Annotated in this window: 23 protein-coding genes; 17 read left to right on the top strand and 6 right to left on the bottom strand. The window is 61.8% G+C overall.

The genetic code is table 11. The features are described from left to right. Nucleotides 1–192: 192 nt before the first annotated feature. Both CAL20_RS07490 and CAL20_RS07495 read right to left on the bottom strand, forming a co-directional pair. Nucleotides 193–705: a flavodoxin family protein gene (locus tag CAL20_RS07490; protein ID WP_094820211.1), complete on the bottom strand. Its 513-nt coding sequence runs from the start codon at nucleotides 703–705 to the stop codon at nucleotides 193–195. A 62-nt stretch (nucleotides 706–767) separates the two neighbouring features. Continuing rightward, on the bottom strand, nucleotides 768–1652 hold the full coding sequence (locus tag CAL20_RS07495; RefSeq protein WP_094820212.1) for a zinc-dependent peptidase: 885 nt from the start codon (nucleotides 1650–1652) through the stop codon (nucleotides 768–770). 108 nt (nucleotides 1653–1760) lie between these two features. Between CAL20_RS07495 and CAL20_RS07500 the strand changes: the two genes are divergently transcribed. From CAL20_RS07500 to CAL20_RS07525, 6 genes are all read left to right on the top strand, one after another. Further along, nucleotides 1761–4049 carry a RelA/SpoT family protein gene (locus tag CAL20_RS07500; protein ID WP_094837535.1) on the top strand — a complete coding sequence of 763 codons (2289 nt, stop codon included), beginning with the start codon at nucleotides 1761–1763 and terminating at the stop codon, nucleotides 4047–4049. A 75-nt stretch (nucleotides 4050–4124) separates the two neighbouring features. Next, complete coding sequence (gene argE / locus CAL20_RS07505) at nucleotides 4125–5279, top strand: acetylornithine deacetylase (RefSeq protein WP_094837580.1); 1155 nt, start codon at nucleotides 4125–4127, stop codon at nucleotides 5277–5279. 305 nt (nucleotides 5280–5584) lie between these two features. Then, entirely contained in the window at nucleotides 5585–6784 is a 1200-nt protein-coding gene (gene trpB, locus CAL20_RS07510; protein ID WP_094837536.1) for a tryptophan synthase subunit beta, read from the top strand. A gap of 4 nt (nucleotides 6785–6788) precedes the next feature. Then, a complete protein-coding gene (gene trpA / locus CAL20_RS07515) occupies nucleotides 6789–7649 on the top strand; it encodes a tryptophan synthase subunit alpha (protein WP_094837537.1) in 861 nt (286 codons plus the stop codon). A gap of 33 nt (nucleotides 7650–7682) precedes the next feature. After that, nucleotides 7683–8558 carry an acetyl-CoA carboxylase, carboxyltransferase subunit beta gene (gene accD / locus CAL20_RS07520; protein ID WP_094820216.1) on the top strand — a complete coding sequence of 292 codons (876 nt, stop codon included), beginning with the start codon at nucleotides 7683–7685 and terminating at the stop codon, nucleotides 8556–8558. Between the two features lie 198 nt (nucleotides 8559–8756). Next, nucleotides 8757–9296, top strand: a complete 540-nt coding sequence (locus tag CAL20_RS07525; RefSeq protein ID WP_094820217.1) for an acyloxyacyl hydrolase — start codon at nucleotides 8757–8759, stop codon at nucleotides 9294–9296. A gap of 205 nt (nucleotides 9297–9501) precedes the next feature. On the opposite strand, the gene CAL20_RS07530 is transcribed toward CAL20_RS07525, so the two are convergent. After that, nucleotides 9502–13017, bottom strand: a complete 3516-nt coding sequence (locus tag CAL20_RS07530) for an Rne/Rng family ribonuclease (RefSeq protein ID WP_094837538.1) — start codon at nucleotides 13015–13017, stop codon at nucleotides 9502–9504. A 540-nt stretch (nucleotides 13018–13557) separates the two neighbouring features. Between CAL20_RS07530 and CAL20_RS07535 the strand changes: the two genes are divergently transcribed. The 4 genes from CAL20_RS07535 to msrQ all read left to right on the top strand — a co-directional run bounded on the left by CAL20_RS07535 (nucleotide 13558) and on the right by msrQ (nucleotide 16908). Further along, the gene (locus tag CAL20_RS07535; protein ID WP_094837539.1) at nucleotides 13558–14526 is read left to right on the top strand and encodes an RluA family pseudouridine synthase; all 969 of its coding nucleotides are present in this window, start codon (nucleotides 13558–13560) and stop codon (nucleotides 14524–14526) included. 2 nt (nucleotides 14527–14528) lie between these two features. Continuing rightward, a complete protein-coding gene (locus CAL20_RS07540; RefSeq protein WP_094820220.1) occupies nucleotides 14529–15188 on the top strand; it encodes an HAD family hydrolase in 660 nt (219 codons plus the stop codon). Between the two features lie 98 nt (nucleotides 15189–15286). Beyond that, nucleotides 15287–16252, top strand: a complete 966-nt coding sequence (gene msrP, locus CAL20_RS07545) for a protein-methionine-sulfoxide reductase catalytic subunit MsrP (protein WP_094820221.1) — start codon at nucleotides 15287–15289, stop codon at nucleotides 16250–16252. A 38-nt stretch (nucleotides 16253–16290) separates the two neighbouring features. After that, nucleotides 16291–16908 (top strand): protein-methionine-sulfoxide reductase heme-binding subunit MsrQ, encoded by a 618-nt coding sequence (gene msrQ / locus CAL20_RS07550; protein ID WP_094820222.1) that lies wholly within the window; start codon nucleotides 16291–16293, stop codon nucleotides 16906–16908. On the opposite strand, the gene CAL20_RS07555 is transcribed toward msrQ, so the two are convergent. From CAL20_RS07555 to CAL20_RS07565, 3 genes are all read right to left on the bottom strand, one after another. Next, nucleotides 16888–17685 (bottom strand): N-acetylmuramoyl-L-alanine amidase, encoded by a 798-nt coding sequence (locus CAL20_RS07555; protein ID WP_373558283.1) that lies wholly within the window; start codon nucleotides 17683–17685, stop codon nucleotides 16888–16890. The two genes, msrQ and CAL20_RS07555, sit on opposite strands and share 21 nt — an antisense overlap. 127 nt (nucleotides 17686–17812) lie before the next feature. Beyond that, nucleotides 17813–18529, bottom strand: a complete 717-nt coding sequence (locus CAL20_RS07560) for an SAM-dependent methyltransferase (protein ID WP_094820223.1) — start codon at nucleotides 18527–18529, stop codon at nucleotides 17813–17815. Further along, nucleotides 18526–19140, bottom strand: coding sequence for a Maf family nucleotide pyrophosphatase (locus CAL20_RS07565; protein ID WP_094820224.1), 615 nt, complete (start codon nucleotides 19138–19140; stop codon nucleotides 18526–18528). Before CAL20_RS07565 ends, CAL20_RS07560 begins: the two co-directional genes overlap by 4 nt. 165 nt (nucleotides 19141–19305) lie before the next feature. Here CAL20_RS07565 and CAL20_RS07570 point away from each other — a divergent pair, with 165 nt between their 5' ends. From CAL20_RS07570 to acpP, 7 genes are all read left to right on the top strand, one after another. After that, nucleotides 19306–19923: a YceD family protein gene (locus CAL20_RS07570; RefSeq protein ID WP_094837540.1), complete on the top strand. Its 618-nt coding sequence runs from the start codon at nucleotides 19306–19308 to the stop codon at nucleotides 19921–19923. A 52-nt stretch (nucleotides 19924–19975) separates the two neighbouring features. Continuing rightward, nucleotides 19976–20158: a 50S ribosomal protein L32 gene (gene rpmF, locus CAL20_RS07575; RefSeq protein WP_094820226.1), complete on the top strand. Its 183-nt coding sequence runs from the start codon at nucleotides 19976–19978 to the stop codon at nucleotides 20156–20158. A gap of 49 nt (nucleotides 20159–20207) precedes the next feature. Beyond that, nucleotides 20208–21272 carry a phosphate acyltransferase PlsX gene (plsX, locus tag CAL20_RS07580; protein ID WP_094820227.1) on the top strand — a complete coding sequence of 355 codons (1065 nt, stop codon included), beginning with the start codon at nucleotides 20208–20210 and terminating at the stop codon, nucleotides 21270–21272. Beyond that, entirely contained in the window at nucleotides 21272–22258 is a 987-nt protein-coding gene (locus CAL20_RS07585; protein ID WP_094820228.1) for a beta-ketoacyl-ACP synthase III, read from the top strand. The genes plsX and CAL20_RS07585 overlap by 1 nt, the downstream gene beginning before the upstream one ends. A 105-nt stretch (nucleotides 22259–22363) precedes the next feature. After that, nucleotides 22364–23299, top strand: coding sequence for an ACP S-malonyltransferase (gene fabD, locus CAL20_RS07590; RefSeq protein ID WP_094820229.1), 936 nt, complete (start codon nucleotides 22364–22366; stop codon nucleotides 23297–23299). A gap of 51 nt (nucleotides 23300–23350) precedes the next feature. Next, nucleotides 23351–24103, top strand: a complete 753-nt coding sequence (gene fabG, locus CAL20_RS07595; protein WP_094820230.1) for a 3-oxoacyl-ACP reductase FabG — start codon at nucleotides 23351–23353, stop codon at nucleotides 24101–24103. Nucleotides 24104–24231: 128 nt separating this feature from the next. Next, nucleotides 24232–24471 (top strand): acyl carrier protein, encoded by a 240-nt coding sequence (gene acpP / locus CAL20_RS07600; protein WP_003813816.1) that lies wholly within the window; start codon nucleotides 24232–24234, stop codon nucleotides 24469–24471. Nucleotides 24472–24622 lie beyond the last annotated feature (151 nt).

The raw sequence follows: 24622 nt of genomic DNA on the forward strand, positions 1-24622 counted from the left end.
AGCGGAGCGGACACCGTAGGTAGGCCCGAACGGGCCGGACGAGGTGAGCGAACGCGGTGTCCGGCGCCCGCGCGCCGGACCGCCAACGTGAAGCCCCCACGCAGCCACTGCCCCGCATCGACGTCCATAAATACTCAACTTCTCCCCCGACCGCAGCCCCTCATCTGCGCCTCTTGACTCCCAGCATGCCGATCAAAGTTCGCCCGCCAGCAAAGTAGCCGCCAGCAAGCCGCCGAGTTCTTCGCAGCGGGAGAGTGCGTCTTGAGGCACGGTCTTGGGGGCCAGGATGGCTGACGGCGTCTGGGCGCCGTTGCGTTCTATGAGGGGCGGCGCGATGGCCCTCAGGCGCCAGCCGGTGCAGATGCGTTCGAGTTGGCGTGCGGCGCCTGTGCCGTCCGTGCCGGCGCTGACGGCAGCCGCGTAGGGACGGCCTTGGATATGGTCGAGGACACCGTAGTAGCAGCGGTCCAGGCATTCCTTCATTTCGCCCGTGAGGCTGGCGAGGTTTTCAGGGGCGCAGAATAGATATCCGTCTGCATTGAGCAGATCGTCAGGGGACGTGTCCTGTGCACGTTGGAGATGTACTTGCAAGCTTGCGGCTTGTTCCAGCGCCTGGGCGGCGCCCCCGGCGCCACGTGCCAACGCCCGGGCCATTTGTTCGGCATAGCCAGTACGGGAATGCCAGATGATGAGGAGGTGTTTCATGGCAGGGCTCTGTGTGTAGCGATAGCGGGCGCTCTATGAAATGAAAGGCGAATGGTCTGGTATCAGGAACGTCCGGGCTGCTCAGTGCGCGCGTCAGGCGATTGGGGTTCCCCTTGTGTCGCCCGCGCTAACGGGTCTTGGCGATAGTAAGCCCGCAGCAATTCGTACCAATCAGGCAAGGCCAGGGCCAACGGCGCGGGATCGACGAAAAAATGCTCGGAACTGACGGCGAAGAATTCCGCCTCGTCGGTGGCGGCGTAGGGATCCAGGGGCAGTTGGCTGTACCAGGGAGCAGCTGCTTCGCTTTCGGGATCGATGTCGCCGGGGATGGCGGCCTCGATCGTGTCCAGGGCGACGGTGAACTGGTCCAGGCTGCTGCTCAGGATACGGCGCCAAGTGCGCTGGGACAGGCCGGGATGAGCGCTCAGATCGGGAATGCCATCAGCGTCCCCCGAGGAGAGGTCCAGTTTATGGGCGAACTCGTGAATGATGACGTTAAAGGCTGTGTCGCCAGGCAAGGTGTCCGCCCAGGAAAGGATGACGGGGCCTCCTTCCCAGGCCTCGCCCGCGGCTTCTTCGTCGTATTCGTGGACGACGCCGGCATCGTCCTGGTGGACGCGAGGGATGCTGAAACCTTCAGGGTAGACAATGATTTCGTCCCAGCCTTCGTAGAGGGTGGGCGATAAATTCAAAATAGGCAGGGCGGCCTGGGCGGCAATAGACAAGCGCATGAAGTCGCTGAGCATCTGGCCGCGTGCCCCGTTCATGGTCTTGCTGGCCAGAAGCCAGGCCGCGCGCGCTTGCAACTGTTCGGCTTCTTCGGCACCGAGCGTTGCCAGGAAGGGATAGGCTTGCAGAACGTCGCGCCACAGTTCTGGCGTAATGCGAGCTTGCATCTGGGCGACTGCCGAGGCGGCTGCGCCCCGGCCTTTGAGCCATCGCAACATGAGTCAAAATTCCTTATCTACCGCGTGGGAGAGCCGTCACCACGGCTGGGCTTAGTGTAGAGTGTAGGAAATTTCCGCTTCTTAGCTTGCTGGTCCGTTTCGTTTGCGATGTCCGTGATTCCTGATTCTGATGCGTTCTCGCCTTTTGACGACGCGTGGCACCAGATGGCTGGGGCCGGCCTTGACGCCGACGCGTCCGCGCGCATCGAGCATGCCGTCGCTTGGGCCTTGCCTCAGTTCGCTGATCAGCGCGCTGTGTCCGGTGAGCCCCTGGCTGCTCACGGGGCGGGCGTGGTGCGCATTTTGGCAGGGCTGCAGACGGATGTCGCAACACGTATTGCGGCGCTGGTGGCAGCGTTGCCTGCCGATTTGTCGGCGCCGGCTCCGCCTTTGCGCAATGATCCGCTGGCAACCGAGTTCGGCCCTGAGGTCGCCCGTCTCGTACAAGGGGCGCGTGCGCTGTTGCGTCTGGGGCTGGTGGCCCGTCACGCGAGCGACAGCGAAGCCGACACCGGCGACCAAAAAGAAATGCAGCGCAAAATGCTGCTGGCCATGGCCGCCGACTTGCGCATTGTGCTGATGCGCCTGGCCTCGCGGTTGCAGACTTTACGGTGGCATGCCGCCTCGAAAGAACCCTGTTCGGTGGCGTTCGCGCGAGAAACCATGGATCTGTATGCGCCGCTGGCCAATCGCCTGGGCATTTGGCAGGTCAAATGGGAAATGGAGGATTTGTCGTTCCGTTTTCTCGAGCCCGATCGTTATAAGCAAATCGCAAAGCTTCTCGAAGAAAAACGGGTCGAACGCGAGGCCTTTATCGAGGCGGCGATCGAGCGTTTGCAGTCGGCGTTGGCCAAGGCCGGCATCACCGCCGACGTGAGCGGGCGGCCCAAGCATATTTACAGTATCTGGAACAAGATGCGCCTGAAAGGGCTGGAGTTTTCACAACTCTATGACCTGCGGGCGTTGCGTGTGATCGTGGACGATGTGCGCGATTGCTATACGGCACTGGGTATGATCCACGATATGTGGACGCCGCTGTCCGAGGAATTCGACGACTACATTTCGCGCCCCAAGCCTAACGGTTATCGTTCACTGCATACGGTGGTGACGGACGATGACGGCCGGCCGTTCGAGGTGCAGATCCGCACCCGCGAGATGCATCAGTTTGCCGAATATGGGATGGCGGCGCACTGGCGCTATAAAGAGGCAGGAGCCAAGGGCGGCCAAGTCTCGGCGTCCAGCGATTATGACCGGCAGTTGTCGTGGATGCGGCAATTGTTGGCCTGGAATACCGATATCGAGGCAGGCGACGCCAATCAAGCCTCGGCTATACAGAACCCGCAGGCAGGCGCGGGCGGTAACGCGCGTGGCGCTCAAACGCCTGGCCTGGCCAATCGGGTGCGCGACGAGCGTATTTACGTGCTGACTCCACAGGCTCGCGTGATCGAATTGCCCGAGGGAGCGACGCCCGTGGACTTTGCCTATCATTTGCATACCGATCTGGGGCATCGCTGCCGAGGCGCACGCGTTGATGGCCAGATGGTGCCGTTGCAGACGCGTTTGGCGACGGGCCAGACGGTGGAGATTATTTCTGCCAAATCCGGCGGCCCGTCACGCGATTGGCTGAATCCGCAGTTGGGCTTTCTGGCCAGCCCGCGCTCGCGCGCCAAAGTGCGCATGTGGTTCAACGCCATTGAGCTGCAGCAGCGCATCAATACCGGCCAGGCGTTGGTGGAAAAGGAATTGCAGCGCCTGGGCAAGACGGCGGTCAATCTGGAACAATTGGCGCAGAGTCTGGGGTTTGCGCGGGCCGACGACCTGTATGTGGCCGCAGCAAAAGAGGAATTCAGTCTGCGCCAGATCGATGCGGTATTTCAGGAGCCCACGCCTGAGGCCGAGCCCGACGCGGCGGATCTGGCTCATGCGCATAGTGCGGATAGCGCGGCCCGCAGCGGGAAAAGCGGGGTGCTGGTCGTAGGCGTGGGGTCGCTGCTCACGCAGTTGGCGCGCTGCTGCCGCCCGGCGCCGCCGGACGAGATCGCCGGGTTCGTGACCCGTGGGCGCGGCGTGTCGATTCATCGCAAGGGTTGCCGTAGTTATCAGGCGTTGGCCGAACGCGAACCGGAGCGGATCATCGACGTCGCCTGGGGCGACACTTCCGAGACGTTTTATCCCGTGGATATCAGCGTGCACGCCCGTGATCGCTCCGGGCTTCTCAGGGATCTGTCCGAGGTGTTTGCGCGTCTCAGGCTGAATGTGGTGGGCGTGAATACGCAAAGCCGCCAGTCATTGGCGCACATGATTTTCACGGTCGAGGTGCGCGGCGGCGAGTCGTTGAACAAGGCATTGGCTGCACTGTCCGAGGTGTCCGGAGTCAGTTCTGCAGTTCGATGTTAGGCGCGGGCCGGGCGGCCGGCTGGAAATCTTCGATTTCTGGCCTACACTGATGCTTTACACATGAAGGGCCATCACATGGATACGCGCACTTGGCTTGAAACCTTGGTGGGGATCGATACCACCAGCCGCAATTCGAATCTGGGTTTGATCGAAACCGTGAGGGACAACCTCAAGGCGCAAGGGGTGCAAGCGTGGTTGGCGCATAACAGCGATGGCAGCAAGGCCAATCTCTTTGCCACTTTACCGGCCAGTGACGGAGGCGAGCAGGGGGGCATTGTGCTGTCGGGGCATACTGATGTGGTGCCGGTAGACGGACAAAATTGGTCTACCGATCCTTTCACGCTGTCGGAATCCAACGGCCTGGTGTACGGCCGCGGCACCTGCGATATGAAAGGTTTTATCGCTGCGTCGCTGGCGCTGGTGCCCGAGTTCCTGGCCATGCCGCGCAAAAAACCCATTCATCTGGCGTTTTCCTATGACGAAGAAGTCGGCTGCGTAGGTGCTCCCGTCATGTTGGCGGAGCTGCGCGATCGCGGTATTCGGCCCGATGGGTGTGTGGTGGGCGAACCCACTGGAATGCAGGTCGTGGTGGCGCACAAAGGGATCAATCTGTTTCGCTGCTGCGTTCAGGGCAAGGCCGCACATTCTTCGTTGACCCCGCGCGGTTGCAATGCTATCGAATACGCGGCCCGATTGATTTGCCGGATTCGCGAGGTGGCCGACGCCTTCAAGGCCAAAGGCCCGTACGATGAGTTTTACGACGTGCCGTATTCCACGCTGACGACCAATCTGATTCAGGGCGGGATTGCCGTGAACACGATTCCGGAGCGTTGCGAGTTTTCCTATGAGTTTCGCAATTTGCCGGGCACCCCGGCTGACGAGATTCAGGCTGAAATCGAACGCTATGTGCAAGACACGCTCCTGCCCGCCATGCGTGCGGAGTTTGACGGGGCTCGTATTGACATTCAGTCGGGTGCCCAGGCTCCCGGGCTGGATGCTTCCGAGGCGGCAGCAATTACGCAACTGGTGCGTGCGCTGACTGATGACCGTGCCACGCGCAAGGTTGCCTATGGCACCGAGGCCGGCCTGTTTCAAGGGTTGGGGATTCCCACGGTGGTCTGCGGTCCCGGACATATCGAGCAGGCCCATAAGCCGGATGAGTTCGTAGCGTTGGACCAGTTGGCCGCCTGCGAGAATTTCCTGCGTCGTTTGGGACAATCGCTGGCTTAGCCTGCACAGCGGTGATTGTGGCGACGCGGGCGTGATTGACGGCTCGGCCTGCCATGGTTCCGATCCGCGTGGCTCGGCCACGAGCAGGCGCGGTTGACAATTTCCGCCCGCTGAGGGGTACTGGCCGGACGCTGGGATGGGCAATTCTGCCGAAGCAGCCCGCCCGCGTACGGACGCTATCGCGCCCTCGATGGCGGGCAGGTCTCCATCGTTTCGGCGTCTATGGTGCGCTCGGGTAAAATAATGGGTTGCGAAGCGGGTTGAGCGGCGAATGCGGTGTTCGCCTCCTGCCCAGGAGAAACTTGGTGAATTCTTACGATCTTCCGGATGCCCAGGGCCATTTTGGCCCCTATGGCGGCGTGTTCGTAGCTGAAACGCTGATGCATGCGCTCGACGAGCTGCGTGCGGCGTACGACAGCTGCCGCGTCGATCCTGCGTTCATTGAGGCGTTCAACTACGAGCTCAAGCACTTTGTCGGACGCCCCAGCCCGGTCTACCATGCTGAGCGCTGGTCGCGCGAGCTGGGCGGCGCGCAGATCTGGTTCAAACGCGAGGATCTCAACCATACCGGCGCCCATAAGGTCAATAATTGCATTGGTCAGGCGCTCTTGGCTCGCCGCATGGGCAAGCCGCGCGTCATCGCCGAGACCGGCGCCGGCCAGCACGGCGTGGCGACGGCCACCGTCGCGGCCCGCTACGGCATGGAATGCGTCGTGTACATGGGCAGCGAGGACGTCCGGCGCCAGGCTTCCAACGTCTATCGCATGAAACTCCTGGGCGCGACCGTCGTGCCGGTCGAGTCGGGGTCGCGCACACTGAAAGACGCCCTGAACGAAGCCATGCGCGACTGGGTGACCAACATTGAAAACACGTTCTACATCATCGGCACGGTGGCAGGGCCTGATCCCTATCCGCGCATGGTGCGTGATTTCCAGACGGTAATCGGCAACGAATGCCTGCAACAAATGCCTCAGGACGCTGGCCGCCAGCCGGACTACGTGCTGGCCTCGGTGGGCGGTGGTTCGAATGCCATGGGCATTTTCCATCCCTATATTCCCTACGAAGACGTCAAGCTGATTGGCGTCGAGGCGGCCGGTGACGGCATGGAAACGGGCCGTCATGCGGCATCGCTGGCTGCAGGGCAGGTCGGGGTATTGCACGGCAACCGCACGTACATTATTCAGAACGAAGACGGCCAGATCCTGGACACGCATTCTGTCTCGGCGGGCCTGGATTATCCGGGCGTCGGCCCCGAGCATGCCTGGCTGAAAGACAGCGGCCGTGCCGAGTATGTCGGAATTACCGACGACGAGGCCTTGGCGGCGTTCCATGATTGCTGCCGCATTGAAGGCATCATGCCGGCGCTGGAGTCCTCGCACGCCATTGCGCAGGCCGTGAAAATGGCGCCTACGCTCTCGAAAGACAAAATCATTCTGGTCAATTTGTCGGGCCGTGGCGACAAAGACATGCACACCGTCGCAGAGCGCGCGGGCATTCAGTTCTGACACCATGACTAGCCGAACCGACCGTATCGCAGCAGCATTTTCCCGTGTGGCCGAATCCGGCCGCGCCGCTGCGTTGATTCCCTATATTGCCGCGGGCGATCCTTCACCCAGCGCCACAGTGCCTCTGATGCATGCCCTGACGAAAGCGGGGGCCGACGTCATCGAGTTGGGCGTACCGTTTTCCGATCCCATGGCCGATGGGCCAGTGATCCAACGTGCTGCTGAGCGCGCAATTGCCCAAGGTGTGGGACTGCGCCGGACCCTGGAACTGGTTGCCGAATTTAGGCGCGATGATGCCGAGACGCCGGTTGTGTTGATGGGCTACGCCAATCCGATCGAACGCATGGGCCAGCAGGCTTTTGCCCAAGCCGCTCAGGCTGCCGGTGTCGATGGCGTACTGGTCGTCGATTATCCCCCCGAAGAGGTCGATGCCTTTGCCGGCCAACTCGAGGCCTGCAACGTCGCGCCGATTTTCCTGTTGGCGCCGACGTCGACCGAGGAACGCATCAAAGCCGTGGCGCGTGTCGCGCGTGGCTATGTTTACTATGTTTCGCTCAAGGGCGTGACAGGGGCAGGCAGCCTGAACACAGATGATGTGGCCGAACGCGTGGCGTTGATCAAGCAGCACGTTCGCATTCCGGTGGGGGTGGGCTTCGGCATTCGCGATGCGGAGAGTGCCCAGCGTATCGCCCGCAAGGCCGACGCTGTGGTCATCGGTTCCAAACTGATCGAAACCCTGGAACAGGCGGTTGCCTCTGCGCCCGCCGGCCAACAGACCGAGTCTGCCGTTACCGCCGCCAGCCAGTGGCTGGCCGGTATCCGTCAGGCACTCGACCAAGTCAAACGAGACCGCGCGCCGGCCTGAGGCCGGCGCGCGGTTTCCTCATGGAAAAAGACAATGAGCTGGATTGATAAACTCCTGCCTCCTCGTATCAACAAGACGAATGACACCGGTGCACGCCGCGTGCCCGAAGGCCTCTGGGTCAAATGTCCGTCTTGCGAGTCAGTGCTCTACAGCGAAGACCTCGCTGCCAACCTGCATGTGTGCCCCAAGTGCGACCATCACATGCGCATTGGCTCGCGTGCACGTCTCGATTCCTTGCTGGACGTCGAAGGGCGGGTCGAGATCGGCCAGACCACGCGTTCGGTAGACTCGCTCAAATTCAAAGACACGCGCAAATATCCTGAGCGTGTCCAAGAGGCCATGAAGCAAACCGGCGAGACTGATGCGCTGGTCGTCATGAGCGGCGCCATTCGCGGCGTGCCGGCAGTGGTGGCTTGCTTTGAGTTTGAGTTCATGGGCGGCTCGATGGGCTCGGTCGTGGGCGAGCGCTTTGCGCGCGGCGCCCAGGCGGCGCTGGACAACAAGACCCCGTTTGTTTGTGTGGCGGCCTCGGGCGGCGCACGGATGCAGGAAAGTCTGCTGTCCCTGATGCAGATGGCCAAGACCAACGCCATGTTGACGCGTCTGTCGGCGGCGGGGTTGCCATTCATCAGTGTCTTGACCGACCCGACCATGGGCGGCGTATCGGCCAGTTTTGCCTTTATGGGCGATGTCGTTATTGCAGAACCCAAGGCGTTGATCGGTTTTGCCGGTCCGCGCGTGATCGAGCAGACCGTCCGCGAGAAACTGCCCGAGGGTTTTCAGCGAGCCGAGTTCTTGTTGCAAAAGGGCGCCATCGACATGGTGGTCGACCGGCGCCAGTTGCGCGAGGAAATCGCCCGTCTGTTGGCGCTGCTCACGGATCAGCCCGCAGACGTCGTCGCCGCTTGACGCTTTGTTTGTGCGAGATAGGTGCTGCTGGTGGCGCGAGATGCCTGGGCGATATTTCCATATTGAGCAGGAATGCGCCCGGTATTCACCACGAGATGTCGGATTTTCCTAGAGAACTGTTGTCTGGGTCATACATAGACTGCAGCCAATTGCCGAATTTCTGATAACTTAATCGGCGCACCCCATTCAGGAGCTTTCATGCTGAGTTTCAATAATAAAAACATGCTGGCAGCTGCGGCTGCCTTGTCGTTAGCTGGCCTGGCGTGCTCGGCCCAGGCTCAAAGCCAGGGCGGCATTGGCCTGCATTATGGCGTGGGCGACCATTATTCGCGCGCCGAGTTGGTCTATGAAACCCCCTCCCTCGAGCTGTATCGATTTGGCGGTAATTGGGGTCATATTGCGCTGAACGGCGAATTCGGCGCGGCCTATTGGTCTGCCAATGGTTCGCGTAATCCCAGCCACGTCTGGCAATTCAATGCGATTCCGATGTTCCGTTGGTGGATGAGCGATCGTTTCTATGTCGAGGCTGGTATTGGCGCGACAGTATTCACGCACACCAGATTTGCCGACGAGAATATCAGTACCGCATACCAATTTGGCGATCACCTCGGCTTGGGCTTCCTGGTCACGCCGAACAACCGCTTGGGTCTGCGTTATTCGCACTTTTCCAATGCCAGCATCAAACGCCCGAACCCGGGTCTGGACATCTTGCAGTTGACATACACGTATCAGTTCTGATGTTTGGTGAAGCAGGGTAGTTCCCTGCCTCGTTCAACGCGCTTGCCGCCGTCTGTGCGGGCTATGCCGCGACGGACCTGATAACGCGACCCCGGCCTCGGCCGGGGTTTTGTTTTTTTGCGTCGTTTCCGAATGAGCTGATGGCGGTCAGCAATAAAAAACGCCGGCATTGCTGCCGGCGTTTTGGGCCTCGCGTGACGCTGGTTTACTGGCGCTGCGTTTCTACTTGCACCAAGGGGGCGTTGGAGACCGGTGCTACCGGCTTGCGTTCGCGGCCTAGACGGACCGGGACATGGCCGGCAGCGATGCGTTGCTGCGTTTGCGCATGGCGCTCCGGATCGGTTTCCACCCATTTCAGACCCGCTGCGTGCACGACGTCGTGCAAAGACTGGGTCGACGACGTAGCAGGTGCTGCCGGTACGACGATGGGCTGCGAAGCCGCCGACGTTGCGGCAGCAGCCGTAGCAGGGGCTTGAGCGACGACGGGCGCAGCGGCCGCCGGAGCGGGCGTTGCAGCGGCTTCGCTCGCCGCGGATGCCGAGGTGGCTGTCGGGGCCTGGGGAACAGCGGCGCTGGCGAGAGTCTCTGTTGCAGTCGTATCCGCGATGGCTGCCGGGGCCGTCACCGGGGCGACAGACTCGGACGCGGCGGAAGCTGCTTCAGGGCTCACAGGCTCCTGGACGGGGGCCGGTGTCGAAGGCGCCGAGGTCACAGCGGCTTCGGTCGCTGTCGACACGCTTGCCACAGGAGCGGTGGGAATCGGCGTCGTCGTGTCGGGCTCCGTCGATGGTGCGGCGGTAGCGGACTCCACCTTGGCCGGCGTCGTTTGGACGGGCGCTTCGGTCGTTCCGGCTTGGTCTGCTGCTGCGGTAACCGCGGTTTCGCGTGCCACAGCTGGTTGAGCCGGTGCTACGTTCGCCGTGGCAGGTTCGGTCGTCTCCAGTTGCTCCGCAGTCGCCGCGCGGTCCGCGGAGCCGGGGGCGATGTCAACGGGTTTGGCCGTCTCGGCAGCGGCGACGTTGCGCACGGCAGCAGCGGCTGCCGCGGTCGTTGCAGCGGCTGCTGCCGTTGCAGCAGCCGCGGCTGCTGTCGCTGCGGTCAGCGGCTGCACGGCGGATTCCGACGGAGCCGTAGCCTGCGGAGCCGGTTGAGCGGCGGATGGTACGTCTTGCGTTGCAGTCACGGCCTGAGCGGCGTCGGCTGCTGCCGTGGCGGCGTCAGCCGCAGACGAGGCTTGCGTAGCCAGTGCTTCCGAGGATTCAACGGGATCGGCTTGGTCGTTACCTTGATCGTCGGCGCTCTGCAGGGCCTGATCCTCTTGGCTGCGACGGCCACGACGGCTGCGGCGGCGGCGGCGCTTGCGTTCCGGATCTCCCGTGCCTTCGGTATCGCTACCTTCGGTGGCGGCCTCGATCCCTTGGCTGTCCGTTACGACGGCGTCCGTTGCACTTTCGGGGACGGTCACCTTCGGAGCTTGAGCTGCGTCGGCCACGCGTTGCGTGTTGGCTGCGATGGCTTGGTCAGCCGCAGCGACGGCGCCCGTGGCAACGGCTGCACCGGCTGCCAGCGCGTTGTCCTGATCGTTCAAGGAGACGTCTTGCTGGTTGCTGTCGTCGCGACGGTTGCGGCCACGGCCGCGGCGATTACGGTTGCCGCGAGGTGCTTCATCTGCCGAGACGTCAGAGCCCTGAGCGCGATCCTGACGGGCGTTGTCACGATCGGCGCGTTCTGCGCGTGCAGTGGACTCGGCTTCTACGCGAGCATTGTCGCGCTCGGCACGGGCCGGGCGGTCTGCACGGTCGTCATGACGGCGATTGCCGCGCACGTGATGGCGGGCTGCGCCTTCGGAGGCCTCGCTGGCGTCCGTGCCTTGGCGAGCGTCGTTGTTACGGCGTTGGCGGTTGCGATCCGAGCCCTGGCGGTCGCCACGGCGTTCCTGGCCGTCCTGGCCGCGTTTGCCGCGAGCCTGGTTGCCACGCTTCGGTTCGTCTTTCGTTTCGGTCGGAGCCGGGGTCGAGCTGCCGCTCAGCCAGCCAAACAGGCGTTTGAACAGGCCGCCCAGGCTGAAGCCGGACGATGCCGCAGCAGGCGCCGCGGCGGGCGTCGACACGGGAGCGGGCTGCGAGGGCGTGATGCCCTTGACCAAGGCTTCGGGACGCGCCTTGATTTCTTGGTCTTTCGGGGCCCATGTCACGTCGGTCGACGGGGCCTCGGCCAGCTCGAAACTGGTTTTGACTTCTTCGAGGCGCGGATCGTCGTGACGCAGGCGCTCGATATGGTGGTGCGGGGTTTCCAGGTGCTTGTTGGGGATCAGCACCAGATTGACCTTGAGGCGGGCCTCCATCTTGGTGATGTCGGAACGCTTTTCGTTGAGCAGGAAGGTGGCCACGTCGACCGGCACCTGGGCGTGGACCGCCGCGGTGTTTTCCTTCATTGCTTCTTCTTGCAGCAGGCGCAGCACATGCAGCGCGCTGGATTCTGCGTCGCGGATCACGCCAGTGCCGTTGCAGCGCGGGCAAGTGATGTGCGAGCCTTCGTTCAGGGCGGGACGCAGTCGCTGGCGCGACAGCTCCATCAGGCCAAAGCGCGAGATCTTGCCCATTTGCACGCGGGCACGGTCGAAATGCAGAGCATCACGCAGGCGCTGTTCGACGGCGCGCTGGTTCTTGCTGTCCTCCATATCGATAAAGTCGATGACGATCAGGCCACCCAGGTCGCGCAGGCGCAACTGGCGGGCGACTTCGTCGGCGGCTTCGACGTTGGTGCGCAGCGCGGTTTCTTCGATATCCGCGCCCCGGGTCGAACGCGCCGAGTTCACGTCCACCGCGACCAAGGCCTCGGTATGGTCGATCACGACGGCGCCGCCTGAGGGCAACTGCACCGTACGCGAGTAGGCGGTTTCGATCTGGTGTTCGATCTGGAAACGCGAGAACAGCGGAATGTCGTCGCGGTAGCGTTTGACGCGCTGGACGTTGTCCGGCATCACCACGCTCATAAAGGCGGTGGCCTGGTCGGCGATCTCGTCGGTATCGATCAGGATTTCGCCGATTTCGGGCGAGAAATAGTCGCGGATGGCCCGGATGACCAGGCTGGACTCGAGATAAATCAGGATGGGGGCGGCGTTGTCGCGGGCGGCCGAATCAATCGCCGTCCAGAGCTGCATCAAATAGGACAGGTCCCATTGGAGCTCGTCGACATTGCGGCCGATACCGGCGGTGCGGGCGATGATGCTCATGCCTTGCGGCACTTGCAGTTGCTCCATCGTATCGCGCAGCTCTTGGCGGTCTTCGCCTTCGACGCGGCGGGAAACGCCGCCACCGCGCGGGTTGTTGGGCATCAGGACCAGATAACGGCCGGCCAGCGAGATGAAGGTGGTCAGGGCGGCGCCCTTGTTGCCGCGTTCTTCTTTTTCGACCTGAACGATCAGTTCCTGGCCTTCGCGCAGGGCGTCCTGGATCCGGGCGCTGCGAACGTCGACGCCTTCTTTGAAGTAACTGCGGGCGACTTCCTTGAAGGGCAAAAAGCCGTGGCGGTCTTCGCCGTAGTTGACGAAGCAGGCCTCCAGGCCGGGTTCGATGCGGGTGATGACGCCTTTATAAATGTTGCCTTTGCGCTGTTCGCGGCCGGCGGTTTCGATGTCGAGGTCGATGAGTTTTTGCCCATCGACGATGGCAACGCGCAGTTCTTCCTGGTGCGTTGCATTGAACAGCATGCGCTTCATGAGTGGTGTTCTCCGTTGTCATGACGCGCCGATATCGGCGCGTGACCCCGGGCCACTCGGGCTGCGGACTGAAGCAGGGCAAGAAAATCAAACGTCAAACGGCCGCCGGGCTGCGCCCAGGCAAGACCGCCGCCGGTCAGGCGGGCACATCGTGCCAGAGGGCACGGGGTTCTGTCAGCAGGGGAGTCAGTTTCACTAAGTGGTTGACGGAAAGGGTTGCTGTGAACGACAGATGCGGCGAACGATCAGCCTGCGCGCACCTGGTGCTTTAAATTACGCGATGATTCTTGCAGTGCTTCAGAGCCGCTTGCGGCATGCAACGACTCAGCCAGGACGGCGGGCAAAAAGTGCCACACCACCGTCCGGCAGAGCGCGGTTGCGCCGGCGACCGAGAGGCCCCGGAGCTGAACCAGCAGGCAGCGGTACAATGACGGCCCGCGCGCTCGACGGAGACGCGTTGTTGCATCTCTACGCCGGGCGGCTTGTTCAGCCCCGTTGTTCAGCCCCCGATGTTCAGCCCCTCAAGGCTGTCCCGATTATATGTCGCTTTCCGTAATGCGCAAAGAAACCCCTGTCTCGACCTCGTCTGCACCCGCTGTCCGCCTTGTCGAGGTGGACGCGGAGCACGACGGCCAGCGTATCGATAATTTTCTGCTCCGCCTGTGCAAGGGGGTGCCCAAAAGCCATATCTACAAGGCGATCCGTGGCGGGGAGGTCCGAGTAAATAAGGGACGCATTCAGGCGGACTACCGTGTCGTAGCCGGAGATCTGGTCCGCGTACCGCCGCTGCGGTTGCCGGCGGCGGGTGAGGCCAGGCCAGTTCCGGGGAGCGAATTCCCCGTGGTGTTCGAGGACGATGCTTTACTTGTCATCGACAAGCCCGCTGGCGTAGCGGTCCACGGGGGCAGCGGCGTCTCATTCGGCGTCATCGAGCAATTGCGGGCGGCCCGGCCTCAGGCGCGCTTCCTGGAATTGGTGCATCGCCTGGATCGTGAAACGTCCGGCTTGCTGATGGTGGCCAAGAAGCGCAGCGCGCTTTTGGCGCTGCACGCCATGCTGCGCGAAGGCAAAGGCGACAAGCATTACCTCGCCCTGGTCGAGGGGGACTGGGTCAATGACCGCCAGCATATTCGGCTGGCGCTGACTAAATGGACCACGCAGTCCGGCGAGCGCCGTGTGCGCCCCGATCCTGACGGACAATCTGCCCATACCATCGTCACGCTGCGGCAACGCTTCGGCCGTTACAGTCTGGTCGATGCGGAACTGCGCAGTGGGCGTACGCATCAAATCCGTGTGCACTTGGCGGCCAGCGGTTTCCCGATTATTGGCGACGATAAATACGGGACGGATGAGACGAGGGCACAATTTGCCCGTCAGGGCTTTAATCGCATGTTTCTGCATGCCCATCAATTGACTTTGCCGCATCCCTTGACCGGCGAGATCCTCAGGTTGACGGCCGAATTGCCGCCAGTCTGCCGTAAGCTGTTGCAGCAGTTGGAGAATCAATAACCATGTCGTCGTATTCGCTGGTGGTGTTCGACTGGGACGGAACCTTGATGGATTCCACCAACGGCATTGTTTCCGCCATTCAGGGCGCGTGCCGCGATCTGGATCTGCCCGTGCCGTCCGCCTCGGAGGCCAGTTGGGTGATTGGCTTGTCGCTGGAAAGCGCCTTGCGTCGGGCGGTGCCCGAGTTGACCCAGGCCATGTTGCCGCGATTCCTCGAGCGTTATCGTATTCATTATTTATTGCGCGACCCCGATTTGCAGTTATTCGAGGGGATCGAGCCTCTGCTGGGCGAGCTGGCCAACCAGAAAATTCGCTTGGCCGTTGCGACCGGGAAAAGCCGCGTCGGGCTCAATCGTGTGTTGGCCGCTACTGGCTTGCGCGATATCTTTGATGCGACGCGCACGGCCGACGAAACATTCAGCAAACCGCACCCGGCTATGTTGCATGAACTCATGCAGGAATTGGATGTCGAACCCGAACGCGTGATCATGGTGGGCGACACCTCGCATGACTTGAATATGGCGGCTAATGCCGGCGTGCATGGTCTGGGGGTCGCCTATGGTGCTCATAGCCCACAAGAGTTGCTGGGGTGTACGCCCCAGGCTGTAGTCGATACCGTGCCTGCCTTGCGAGAGTGGCTATTGTCTCGCGTAGGGGCTTGATCGGGGTCTGACGCGCATCCTGGCGCCGTTTGCTTGCAGTGGTGGTTAGTCTGTTGTCATCTGTCGCGTCGTGTGGAACGACGCCAGGAGATCTGGTCATGCTGATACGTAAGCCCCGTCACGAGCCCGCATCGTCCGAAATCACGCCCGAGGCGGTTTGGCAGTCGCGTCGCGAATGGATGGCACGCGCTGCCATGGCGGCAGCGGCCGCGGGTTTGCCGGCCTGGGCATCGCGCAGCGCGTTTGCCCAGAGCGGCGCCGAATTGCCAGGCCGGCCAAACCCCGCCTATTCGGTCATGGACAAGCCGACCGAATGGAAAGACGTCACCACGTACAACAACTACTACGAGTTCGGCGTCGACAAAGACGAGCCGGCAAAATATGCGGACAAGCTGCAAACCCGCCCCTGGACGGTGTCGGTCGAGGGCGAGGTGCTGCGTCCGCAAACCTTTGATATCGATACCTTGCTGAAACTGGCCCCTCTCGAGGATCGCGTCTATCGCCTGCGCTGTGTCGAGGGATGGTCCATGGTGATACCGTGGGTTGGGTATTCGCTGTCGACCTTGCTCAAACAGGTCGAGCCTACAGGTAATGCCAAATATGTAGAGTTCACCACGGTCGAGCAGCGGGAAAATATGCCCGGATTGCGTTATCCCGTCCTGGAATGGCCCTATGTCGAAGCGCTGAGGCTGGACGAAGCCATGCATCCGTTGGCGTTGCTGGTCTTTGGCTTATACGGAAAAGTCCTGCCGAATCAAAACGGCGCACCAATGCGCCTGGCCGTACCCTGGAAATATGGCTTCAAGTCGGCCAAATCGATTGTGCGTATTCGTCTGGTCGAGCGTCAGCCGACGAGCTCGTGGATGCAGGCGGCTGCCAACGAATATGGCTTTTATGCCAACGTGAACCCCGATGTGCCTCACCCGCGCTGGAGCCAGGCGACCGAGCGGCGGATCGGCGAGGGCGGTTTTTTCACGCCCAAGCGCAAGACACTGTTGTTTAACGGTTATGCCGACCAGGTCGCCTCGTTGTATCAGGGGATGGATTTGGCGGCGAACTATTGACGGCAAAATGGGTGTCTATGACTAAAGGCACTGCATCCATGGCTGAGCCCGCTGCGCGTCGGGCGCAATGGTCCGCGGCAGCGGTGGCGCGATTCAAGCCGCTCTTATTTATAGCGGGCTTGTTGCCATTTGCGCGCTGGTTCTGGCTCGGGTTCAACGATGGCCTGACCGCCAATCCGATTGAGTTTTTGACGCGTTCGTCAGGCACGTGGGCGCTGGTGTGTCTGCTGGTCACGCTGTCGATCACGCCTTTGCGCCGCTTGCTCAGGCAACCGGCGCTGGTGCGCTTGCGCCGGCCCTGTGGGCTGTTTGCCTTTTTCTACGGCGCTTTGCACTTCGTCGCCTGGGTATGGTGGGATCGTGGTCTGGATGTCGGGGCGATGCTGCAAGACGTATGGGAGCGGCCCTTCATCACGGCCGGCTTTGCGGCGTTCGTGTGCATGACCGCGTTGGCGCTCACCTCGACGCAGTGGGCTATCCGCAAGTTAGGCCGGCGATGGCAAACGCTGCATCGACTGGTGTATCTGATAGGCATCCTGGCCGTTGTGCATCTGTGGTGGCACAAGTCCGGCAAGAATGATTTTGAGCAACCCCTGATCTACGGCGCGATCCTGGCGGTGTTACTGGGCTGGCGCCTAGCGCTGCGGCTCAAGTAGCGCCATGATGATGGCCCCCGTTTCCGCGTCGGGTTTGCCGTCGTAGTTGCTGGGACGATAGTGCATCTGAAAGGCCGACAGCACGTTCTGGGTCTCGCGATCGAGTCGGCCGTGCTGGGGGCAGGCGTAGCCTAATTTGGCCAGCCGTTCCTGGAACCAGGCCACGTCGGGTGTGCCTTGGCGTTGCAGAGTGACCCAGTTCGTCGCAGCCTGCGCCTCGTTGTACCAACGCCCGATGCCAGCCTCGGCCAGTCGCTTCCATGGAAACAACGGACCGGGGTCGGTTTTGCGCTGCGGGGCGATATCACTGTGTCCCACCACGTTTTCCGCACGGATGCCGTACCGTTTGGTCAGATCTTTTAACAGCAGAATCAAAGTCTGGATCTGGTGTTCGGAATAGGGCGCCCAACGGGTCTGCCCGCGTGCCAGGTCGGTACGGCCGATATTGACCAGCTCGATGCCGATGGACACGGGGTTCAGCGACACCTGGTTGTACCACCGGCTTTCACCAGCGTGCCAGGCGCTCTGGGTTTCGTCGACCAGGCGATAGATGCGGGGGCGCGTGTCGTCCGTGATCAGGTAATGGGTACTGACTTTGCCCTGTGCCAATAGCCTCAGCGAGTTCTCGGTGTCCGTCGAGGTGTAGTGCAGCACGATATACCGCACCCGGCTGTCATGGCTGACGGCTTTGATCGAATCGTCGACGTCCAGGCGGGTGGGCACGGGCTGGGGCCCTGCACAGCCCGCCAAGGCGAGTGCCGCACTCGCCCACATCAGTCCCATATGGAGTCGAGGGCGTGCGTGGCGGGAACCTAGGGATATCGGCATAGGGCGGACGTACGTGCGTTGAGCAAGCGGCGATGGTTACGGGTAGCAGGGCCGTCGGTCGTCCCCTGGGACGAGTTTACGCGCGCTGAGCAAGATACAGGAATAAGGTCGGCTGTTTGTCCAGTTCTGGCGCGGGCTGTTTTTTCCAGTCGGCGATGCTGTAGGTGCGCACCCATTCCTCGTCTGTCGTCAGAGATCGGGCGACGCATAGCCGCGTGTCGCCGCGCAGTGTGGAGAGCAGGGTCGCGAACATGGCGGCGTTGCGGTACGGGGTTTCGATCAGCAGTTGGGTCTGGTGATGGCGGGCGGAGTGCTGCTCCCAGGCTTTCAGTTGCTTGGCGCGTTCGCCCGGGTCGACAGGGGCGTAGCCATGAAATGCAAAGCGTTGACCGTCCAGTCCGCTCGCCATCAAGCCCAGCAGAATCGACGAAGGGCCGACCCAGGGGCGCACCGGTATGCCGAGTCGGTGCGCCGCGGCGACCACCGTGGCGCCGGGGTCCGCGACGGCAGGGCAGCCGGCCTCCGATACGAGGCCGATGTCCTGTCCTTGGCGCACGGGGGCTAGCCACTGTTGTATCTGGCCCGCATCCGTTTTGGGGCTGAGGGTGTGGATGGTGATTTCCTGCAGCGGCCGTACCGTGCCGATCTGTTTGAGAAACGCCCGCGCGGTTTTGGCGTTTTCGGCGATATAGGTGTCCAGGCTACCGGCCAGGGCCCGGGCGTCCGCCGGTAACCAACGCTCGGGGCGCGCCGGTCCCAGTCCCACAGGGATGAGGTGTAGCGTGCCGCTCATGCTGCTTGCCCCGCGGGTTGCGCGTGCGTCAGTGGGTCCAGGCCAAAGGTGGCCAACATGCTGGTCAGTGTGATCAGGGGCAGACCGATGATGGCGGTAGGGTCATCGCTGCGGATATATTCCATCAATGCAATTCCCAGGCTTTCCGCTTTGGCGCTGCCTGCCGTGTCAAAGGGAGCTTCGGCACGCAGGTACGCGTCGATGGCCGCATCCGAAAGGGCGCGAAACCGGCATTGCGTGACGACATCGGCTTTTTCCACGCGCTGGCCATCGGTGACCGCCAGGGCGCTGTGGAACTCTACCGTTTGTCCGGCCAGCATCCGTAGTTGGGCTTGGGCCCGGCTAAAATCACCAGGTTTTCCGATAGGATTGCCATCGATGGTGGCGACCTGATCAGAGCCGATGACGATGCAACCCGGTCGTTGGCTTGCTATGGCCATGGCTTTGTCGACAGATAGGCGCAGCGCCAGTGCCGCAGGGGGCTCGTTGTCGTGCGGAGTTTCGTCCACATTTGGGGAAATTGCCTCAAAGGGCAGACGCAACCGGGACAGCAGTTCACGGCGGTATGGCGAGCTCGAAGCCAGGATCAGGCTAGGTGTGGAAATGGGCATGCGTTGTTTGACGGTTAGGCGTAAGTCACGGTATTATCTAACGTTTTGCGGGATTTTTGCACGGCGCCCGGGTTTCGGGCGCTGCGGGATGTCTGCGCTGCTATCGCGAAAATATGTTTTGCGATGCGTGCAGCACAGCTAAAACGACAGGGTTACGGAGTTCGCATGAATGACAAGCAACGGGCAGAAGCGGCATCGCCGCGCGCGTCCGTGTCGGCGGATACTGTGATCGATGCGTTTGCGCTGGCGAGGCAAGGCGATTTTGTTCAGGGCGAGATACCACTGGTACGTTTGACCCGGGCTGTGGAGGGGTTACCCGAGCAGCCCAGTGGCGAGGCGGGATTGGTCCGGTGGTCGGTCCAGGGCGAAATCGGCAAGGGTGTGATTGGAACAGGCTTTGCGTCCGGTCAGCCGCTCTTGCGCTTGCATGTGCAGGCGCATCCTGTGCTGATTTGTCAGCGATGCAATGCCCCGTTTGCTTTTGCAGTAGATTCCCAGGCAGTATTGCAGTTGGTCAAGTCCGAGGACGAGCTCGACGACGATCTGTCCTTTGATGCGCAAGACCCGGATGTTGCAGATTCGCTACCCGAAAAGGTTGTGGGTTCGCATCGTTTTGATCTGTTGGCCCAGGTCGAAGACGAGCTCATTTTGAGTATTCCATATGTGCCCAAGCATCCTGTATGCCCGGGCGCACAGGCCAAAGACGGCGACGCGCAGCAGGCGCCCGCCACCCAGCGTCCGTCGCCGTTCGCGGTGCTCGAACAATTAAAGCGTAAAGATTAGGTCAACATCGGGCGTGCATCGCGTACAATGCGCCCCGTTTCTAGGAGTCATCATGGCTGTTCAACAAAACAAAAAGTCCCCGTCCAAGCGTGGCATGCATCGCTCGCACGACTTTCTGGTCAACCCGCCCACCGCGATCGAGCCCACCACTGGCGAAAACCATCTGCGTCACCACATCAGCCCCAACGGCTTTTATCGTGGCCGCAAGGTCCTCAAGACCAAGGCTGACGAATAAGCCGCTGTAAAAGCGCTTTCGCACTCACGGCAGCAGCTGTACTGCACCTGTGATACGTATCGCCATTGACTGCATGGGCGGCGACTTCGGTCTGCCCGTTACGATTCCGGCCGCGATCGAGTTCGCCCGGCAGTTCCCCGATTCAAGGCTATTGCTGGTCGGGCTGCCTGACGCTATCGAAGCGGCTTTGAACGAACACAAGGCCGCCCCGCGCGATCGCCTGGAAATCGTCCCCGCGACCGAGGTCGTCACGATGGACGACCCAGTCGAGGTCGCGTTGCGTCGTAAAAAAGATTCGTCCATGCGCCTGGCGGCCCAAGCCGTCAAGGACGGGCGTGCCGACGCTTGCGTGTCGGCAGGTAATACCGGCGCGTGGATGGCGATCTCGCGCTATGTACTAAAGACCCTGGATGGCATCGATCGTCCAGCGATTGCCACGTCCATTCCCAACCAGACCGGCCGGGCTACGACCGTGCTCGATCTGGGGGCTAACGTCGATTGCTCGGCGCAACACCTGTTGCAGTTTGCCATCATGGGTGCGGCGTTGACCCAGGCTGTCGATCATCGAGACAACCCATCGGTGGGTTTGCTCAATATCGGCGAAGAAGTCATCAAGGGCAACGAGGTCGTCAAAGAAGCCGCCGAGCTTTTGCGGCGCAGTCCGCTGAATTTCTACGGAAACGTCGAGGGCAACGATATTTTCAAGGGCACCGTCGATGTGGTGGTTTGCGACGGTTTCGTTGGCAATGTCGTACTCAAGTCCGTCGAAGGGCTGGCGAAAATGCTCTCCAGCGTGATCCGCGAGGAATTCAAGCGCAATTTGGTCACCCTGCTGGCCGGAGCCATCGCCAAACCCGTGCTCAATCGCCTGCGCGGCCGCGTCGACAATCGCCGTTACAACGGGGCTGCCTTGCTGGGCTTGCGTGGCGTCGTGATCAAAAGCCACGGCTCGGCCGACGTGTATGCATACGGGTTCGCCTTGCAGCGTGCACGCGAGGCCGTGGTGAGTAAACTGCAAGAACGTACCGCCCAGGCCGTGGCGCTGATCACTCAGCGCGTCCAGATGGGCGAAGCAGCCTCCGGCGCGTCCGAAACGGCCGGAGATACCGTTTGATGGGTAATGCAATGACATATGCCGTGATCGCGGGCTCTGGCAGTTTCCTGCCCGAGCGGGTCGTTTCCAACGACGAGCTGGCTGCCGAGCTGGCTACGCGCAATATTTCCACGTCCGACGAATGGATCGTCGAGCGGACGGGGATACGCCAACGTCACTTGGCCGAGCGTGGTGTGACTACCAGCCACTTGGCAACCGAGGCTGCCAAGCGTGCATTGGCGGACGCGGGCGTTCAAGCGGCGGATGTCGACCTGATCATCGTCGCGACGTCGACGCCGGATTTCGTCTTTCCCAGCACCGCCTGTCTGGTTCAGGCCAATCTGGGCGCTAAAGGCGGGGCCGCATTTGATGTGCAGGCCGTCTGCAGCGGGTTTGTTTATGCGCTCAGTACGGCCGATGCCTTTGTGCGGGCAGGCCGGGCGCATTGTGCGCTCGTGATTGGCGCCGAGGTGTTTTCCAGCATCCTCGACTGGAACGACCGCAGTACATGCGTGTTGTTCGGCGATGGGGCGGGGGCGGTGGTTCTCAAGGCCTCGGATCAGCCGGGCATCCTGGCTGCTCAGTTGCATGCCGATGGCTCTCAAACCAAAATCCTGTGCGCCGCGGGCAACGTCGCCTATGGCAGCGTCGTCGGCGACCCGTTCCTGCGCATGGACGGCCAGGCCGTGTTCAAGCAAGCCGTGACGGTACTCGATCGCTCCGCCCGGGATGTATGTGCAGAGGCAGGCGTGGACGTATCGGATGTCGACTGGCTCATTCCCCATCAGGCCAACGTCCGTATTTTAAATTTCCTGGCTCGTAAATTGCACGTGCCGACTGAAAAGGTCGTCATTACGGTCGATTCCCATGCCAATACTTCTGCCGCCAGCGTTCCGTTGGCGCTGGATGCTGCGCGCCGTGATGGGCGAGTCAAACCGGGTCAGCTGGTGTTGATGCAGGGCGTGGGGGGCGGTTTTACCTGGGGCTCGGTGCTGGCGCGCATGTAGTGCGGCACGTTCCGGAGTTGCCGGCGCCGCGAGGGCGGTGGCAACCTCAGTCGTCGCCCGATGTCGGGTATTCTCCCAAATCTGAAATCTGTTGATACTTCCATCATGAAAATCGCGTTTGTCTTTCCTGGCCAGGGTTCGCAGTCGGTCGGCATGCTCGATGCCTGGGCCGGTAATGCGGCCGTGGCTGATGTCATTGCCCGCGCGGGTCAGGCGCTCGGCCAGGATATCGGTGCCTTGATCGCACAAGGCCCTGCGGATCAGCTCAATCTGACCACCAATACCCAGCCCGCCATGTTGACGGCAGGCGTTGCCGTATTCGCTGCCTGGCGTGCTGCCGGCGGTCCGCTGCCGGCGCTGATGGCCGGCCATAGCCTGGGCGAATATGCCGCCTTGACGGCTGCCGGTGCATTGACTCTCGAAGACGCCGTGCGCCTGGTGCGTGTGCGGGCCGATGCAATGCAAGCCGCTGTGCCCGTTGGCACGGGAGGCATGGCCGCGATCCTGGGCCTGGATGACGATGCTGTGCGTGCCGCTTGCGCTCAGGCGGCCCAGGGTGAAATCGTCGAAGCTGTGAATTTCAATGCGCCTGCTCAAGTCGTGATTGCCGGTCACAAGGCCGCCGTCGAACGTGCCTGCGAGGCTGCCAAGGCTGCCGGCGCCAAACGTGCCTTGCCGTTGCCTGTATCGGCGCCATTTCACTCCAGCTTGCTAAAGCCCGCTGCCGATGTGCTGGCCGGCGCGTTGTCGCAAGCCTCCGTATTGGCGCCGCAGGTGCCCGTCATCAACAACGTCGATGTCGCTGCGCCTGGCGAGCCGGACGCCATCCGGGATGCGCTGGTGCGCCAGGCATGGCATCCTGTGCGCTGGGTAGAAACCTTGCGCGCCATGAAAGCGCAAGGCGTGACTCACGTAGTCGAATGCGGCCCCGGTAAAGTACTGGCAGGGCTGACCAAGCGTATAGACAGCGAGCTCGTCGGGCTTTCAATCACCGATCCGGCCTCTCTCGAGGCCGCTCTGGCGACGTTGGGACAGGCCTGAGGCCGTTCGCGGCATCTTGCGCACTGACCGCCAGTCATTACGGAAACGGATATGGAAAAACAAACAGCAGAATTGCAGGGCAAGGTGGCATTGGTCACTGGCGCCACACGCGGCATCGGCAAGGCCATTGCTCTAGAGCTGGCACAGCGCGGCGCCATCGTCGTCGGCACAGCCACCAGCGAGTCCGGCGCCCAGGCTATCGGCGAAGCACTTGCTCCGCTGGGCGGGCGCGGCGTCGTGCTGGATGTTACGGACGCGCAGGCTTGCGATGCGCTGATCGATACCTTGAGCAAGGCGCCCGAGGGCGGCCCTCACATCCTGGTCAATAACGCCGGCATCACGCGCGACAACCTCGCCATGCGGATGAAGGACGAGGAGTGGTCTGCGGTGATCGATACCAACCTGGCTTCGGTGTTCCGTCTGTCGCGCGCCGTATTGCGCGGCATGATGAAAGCCCGTTGGGGCCGGATCATCAATGTGACCTCGGTGGTCGGCTCCAGCGGCAACCCTGGTCAGGCCAACTACGCGGCGGCCAAAGCCGGTGTTGCCGGGATGTCGCGTGCATTGGCACGCGAGCTCGGCAGCCGCAACGTGACCGTCAATTGCGTGGCGCCCGGCTTCATTGATACCGACATGACTCGCGCTCTGGGTGAAACCCAGACGGCGGCACTGTTGCAGCAGATTCCGCTGGGCCGTTTAGGCTCGCCGGCAGACGTTGCGCATGCCGTGGCCTTTTTGTCCGGCCCGCAGGCAGGTTACATTACGGGAACAACGCTGCACGTAAACGGCGGAATGTACATGTAAAGTCGGCCTTAAAGAGGGCGATTTTGGGGTGCGTCTCAGGGCGTACAGTTACTTTTATCACGGCCAGGCGTTTGCATTCCTCTACGCTTGGCTATAATTCGCGGGATTTTTCCCACTTGGAGATCTGCATGGAAAGCATCGAACAGCGCGTCAAGAAGATCGTCGCTGAACAACTTGGCGTTAACGAAGCCGAGATCAAAAACGAGTCCTCCTTCCTTGACGACCTCGGTGCCGATTCGCTCGATATGGTTGAACTGGTCATGGCGCTCGAAGACGAATTCGAGACCGAGATCCCCGACGAAGAGGCCGAAAAGATCACCACCGTGCAGCAGGCGATTGATTACATCAATTCGCACGGTAAGCAGTAAGCGCAGCCTATATTGTTCCCGGCGTTACCCCGTACAGGGGTGGCGATCGGGAGTCGGGGCGGTTTCAGAGGTGTCGTGCGGTTCGCATGCAAGAGTATTGTTACGATATTCTTGCTTGTCTGCCGTTCGCACGGCGCATCCGAAAGCCGCC

Source organism: Bordetella genomosp. 4, from assembly GCF_002261185.1.
Taxonomy (GTDB): Bacteria; Pseudomonadota; Gammaproteobacteria; order Burkholderiales; family Burkholderiaceae_B; genus Bordetella_A.

Coding starts and splice junctions, on each gene's coding strand:
- CAL20_RS07490 (WP_094820211.1), bottom strand. CDS start 705: ATGAAACACCTCCTCATCATCTGGCATTCCCGTACTGGCTATGCCGAA.
- CAL20_RS07495 (WP_094820212.1), bottom strand. CDS start 1,652: ATGTTGCGATGGCTCAAAGGCCGGGGCGCAGCCGCCTCGGCAGTCGCC.
- CAL20_RS07500 (WP_094837535.1), top strand. CDS start 1,761: ATGTCCGTGATTCCTGATTCTGATGCGTTCTCGCCTTTTGACGACGCG.
- argE (WP_094837580.1), top strand. CDS start 4,125: ATGGATACGCGCACTTGGCTTGAAACCTTGGTGGGGATCGATACCACC.
- trpA (WP_094837537.1), top strand. CDS start 6,789: ATGACTAGCCGAACCGACCGTATCGCAGCAGCATTTTCCCGTGTGGCC.
- accD (WP_094820216.1), top strand. CDS start 7,683: ATGAGCTGGATTGATAAACTCCTGCCTCCTCGTATCAACAAGACGAAT.
- CAL20_RS07525 (WP_094820217.1), top strand. CDS start 8,757: ATGCTGAGTTTCAATAATAAAAACATGCTGGCAGCTGCGGCTGCCTTG.
- CAL20_RS07530 (WP_094837538.1), bottom strand. CDS start 13,017: ATGAAGCGCATGCTGTTCAATGCAACGCACCAGGAAGAACTGCGCGTT.
- CAL20_RS07535 (WP_094837539.1), top strand. CDS start 13,558: ATGTCGCTTTCCGTAATGCGCAAAGAAACCCCTGTCTCGACCTCGTCT.
- CAL20_RS07540 (WP_094820220.1), top strand. CDS start 14,529: ATGTCGTCGTATTCGCTGGTGGTGTTCGACTGGGACGGAACCTTGATG.
- msrP (WP_094820221.1), top strand. CDS start 15,287: ATGCTGATACGTAAGCCCCGTCACGAGCCCGCATCGTCCGAAATCACG.
- msrQ (WP_094820222.1), top strand. CDS start 16,291: ATGGCTGAGCCCGCTGCGCGTCGGGCGCAATGGTCCGCGGCAGCGGTG.
- CAL20_RS07560 (WP_094820223.1), bottom strand. CDS start 18,529: ATGAGCGGCACGCTACACCTCATCCCTGTGGGACTGGGACCGGCGCGC.
- CAL20_RS07565 (WP_094820224.1), bottom strand. CDS start 19,140: ATGCCCATTTCCACACCTAGCCTGATCCTGGCTTCGAGCTCGCCATAC.
- CAL20_RS07570 (WP_094837540.1), top strand. CDS start 19,306: ATGAATGACAAGCAACGGGCAGAAGCGGCATCGCCGCGCGCGTCCGTG.
- rpmF (WP_094820226.1), top strand. CDS start 19,976: ATGGCTGTTCAACAAAACAAAAAGTCCCCGTCCAAGCGTGGCATGCAT.
- CAL20_RS07585 (WP_094820228.1), top strand. CDS start 21,272: ATGGGTAATGCAATGACATATGCCGTGATCGCGGGCTCTGGCAGTTTC.
- fabD (WP_094820229.1), top strand. CDS start 22,364: ATGAAAATCGCGTTTGTCTTTCCTGGCCAGGGTTCGCAGTCGGTCGGC.
- fabG (WP_094820230.1), top strand. CDS start 23,351: ATGGAAAAACAAACAGCAGAATTGCAGGGCAAGGTGGCATTGGTCACT.
- acpP (WP_003813816.1), top strand. CDS start 24,232: ATGGAAAGCATCGAACAGCGCGTCAAGAAGATCGTCGCTGAACAACTT.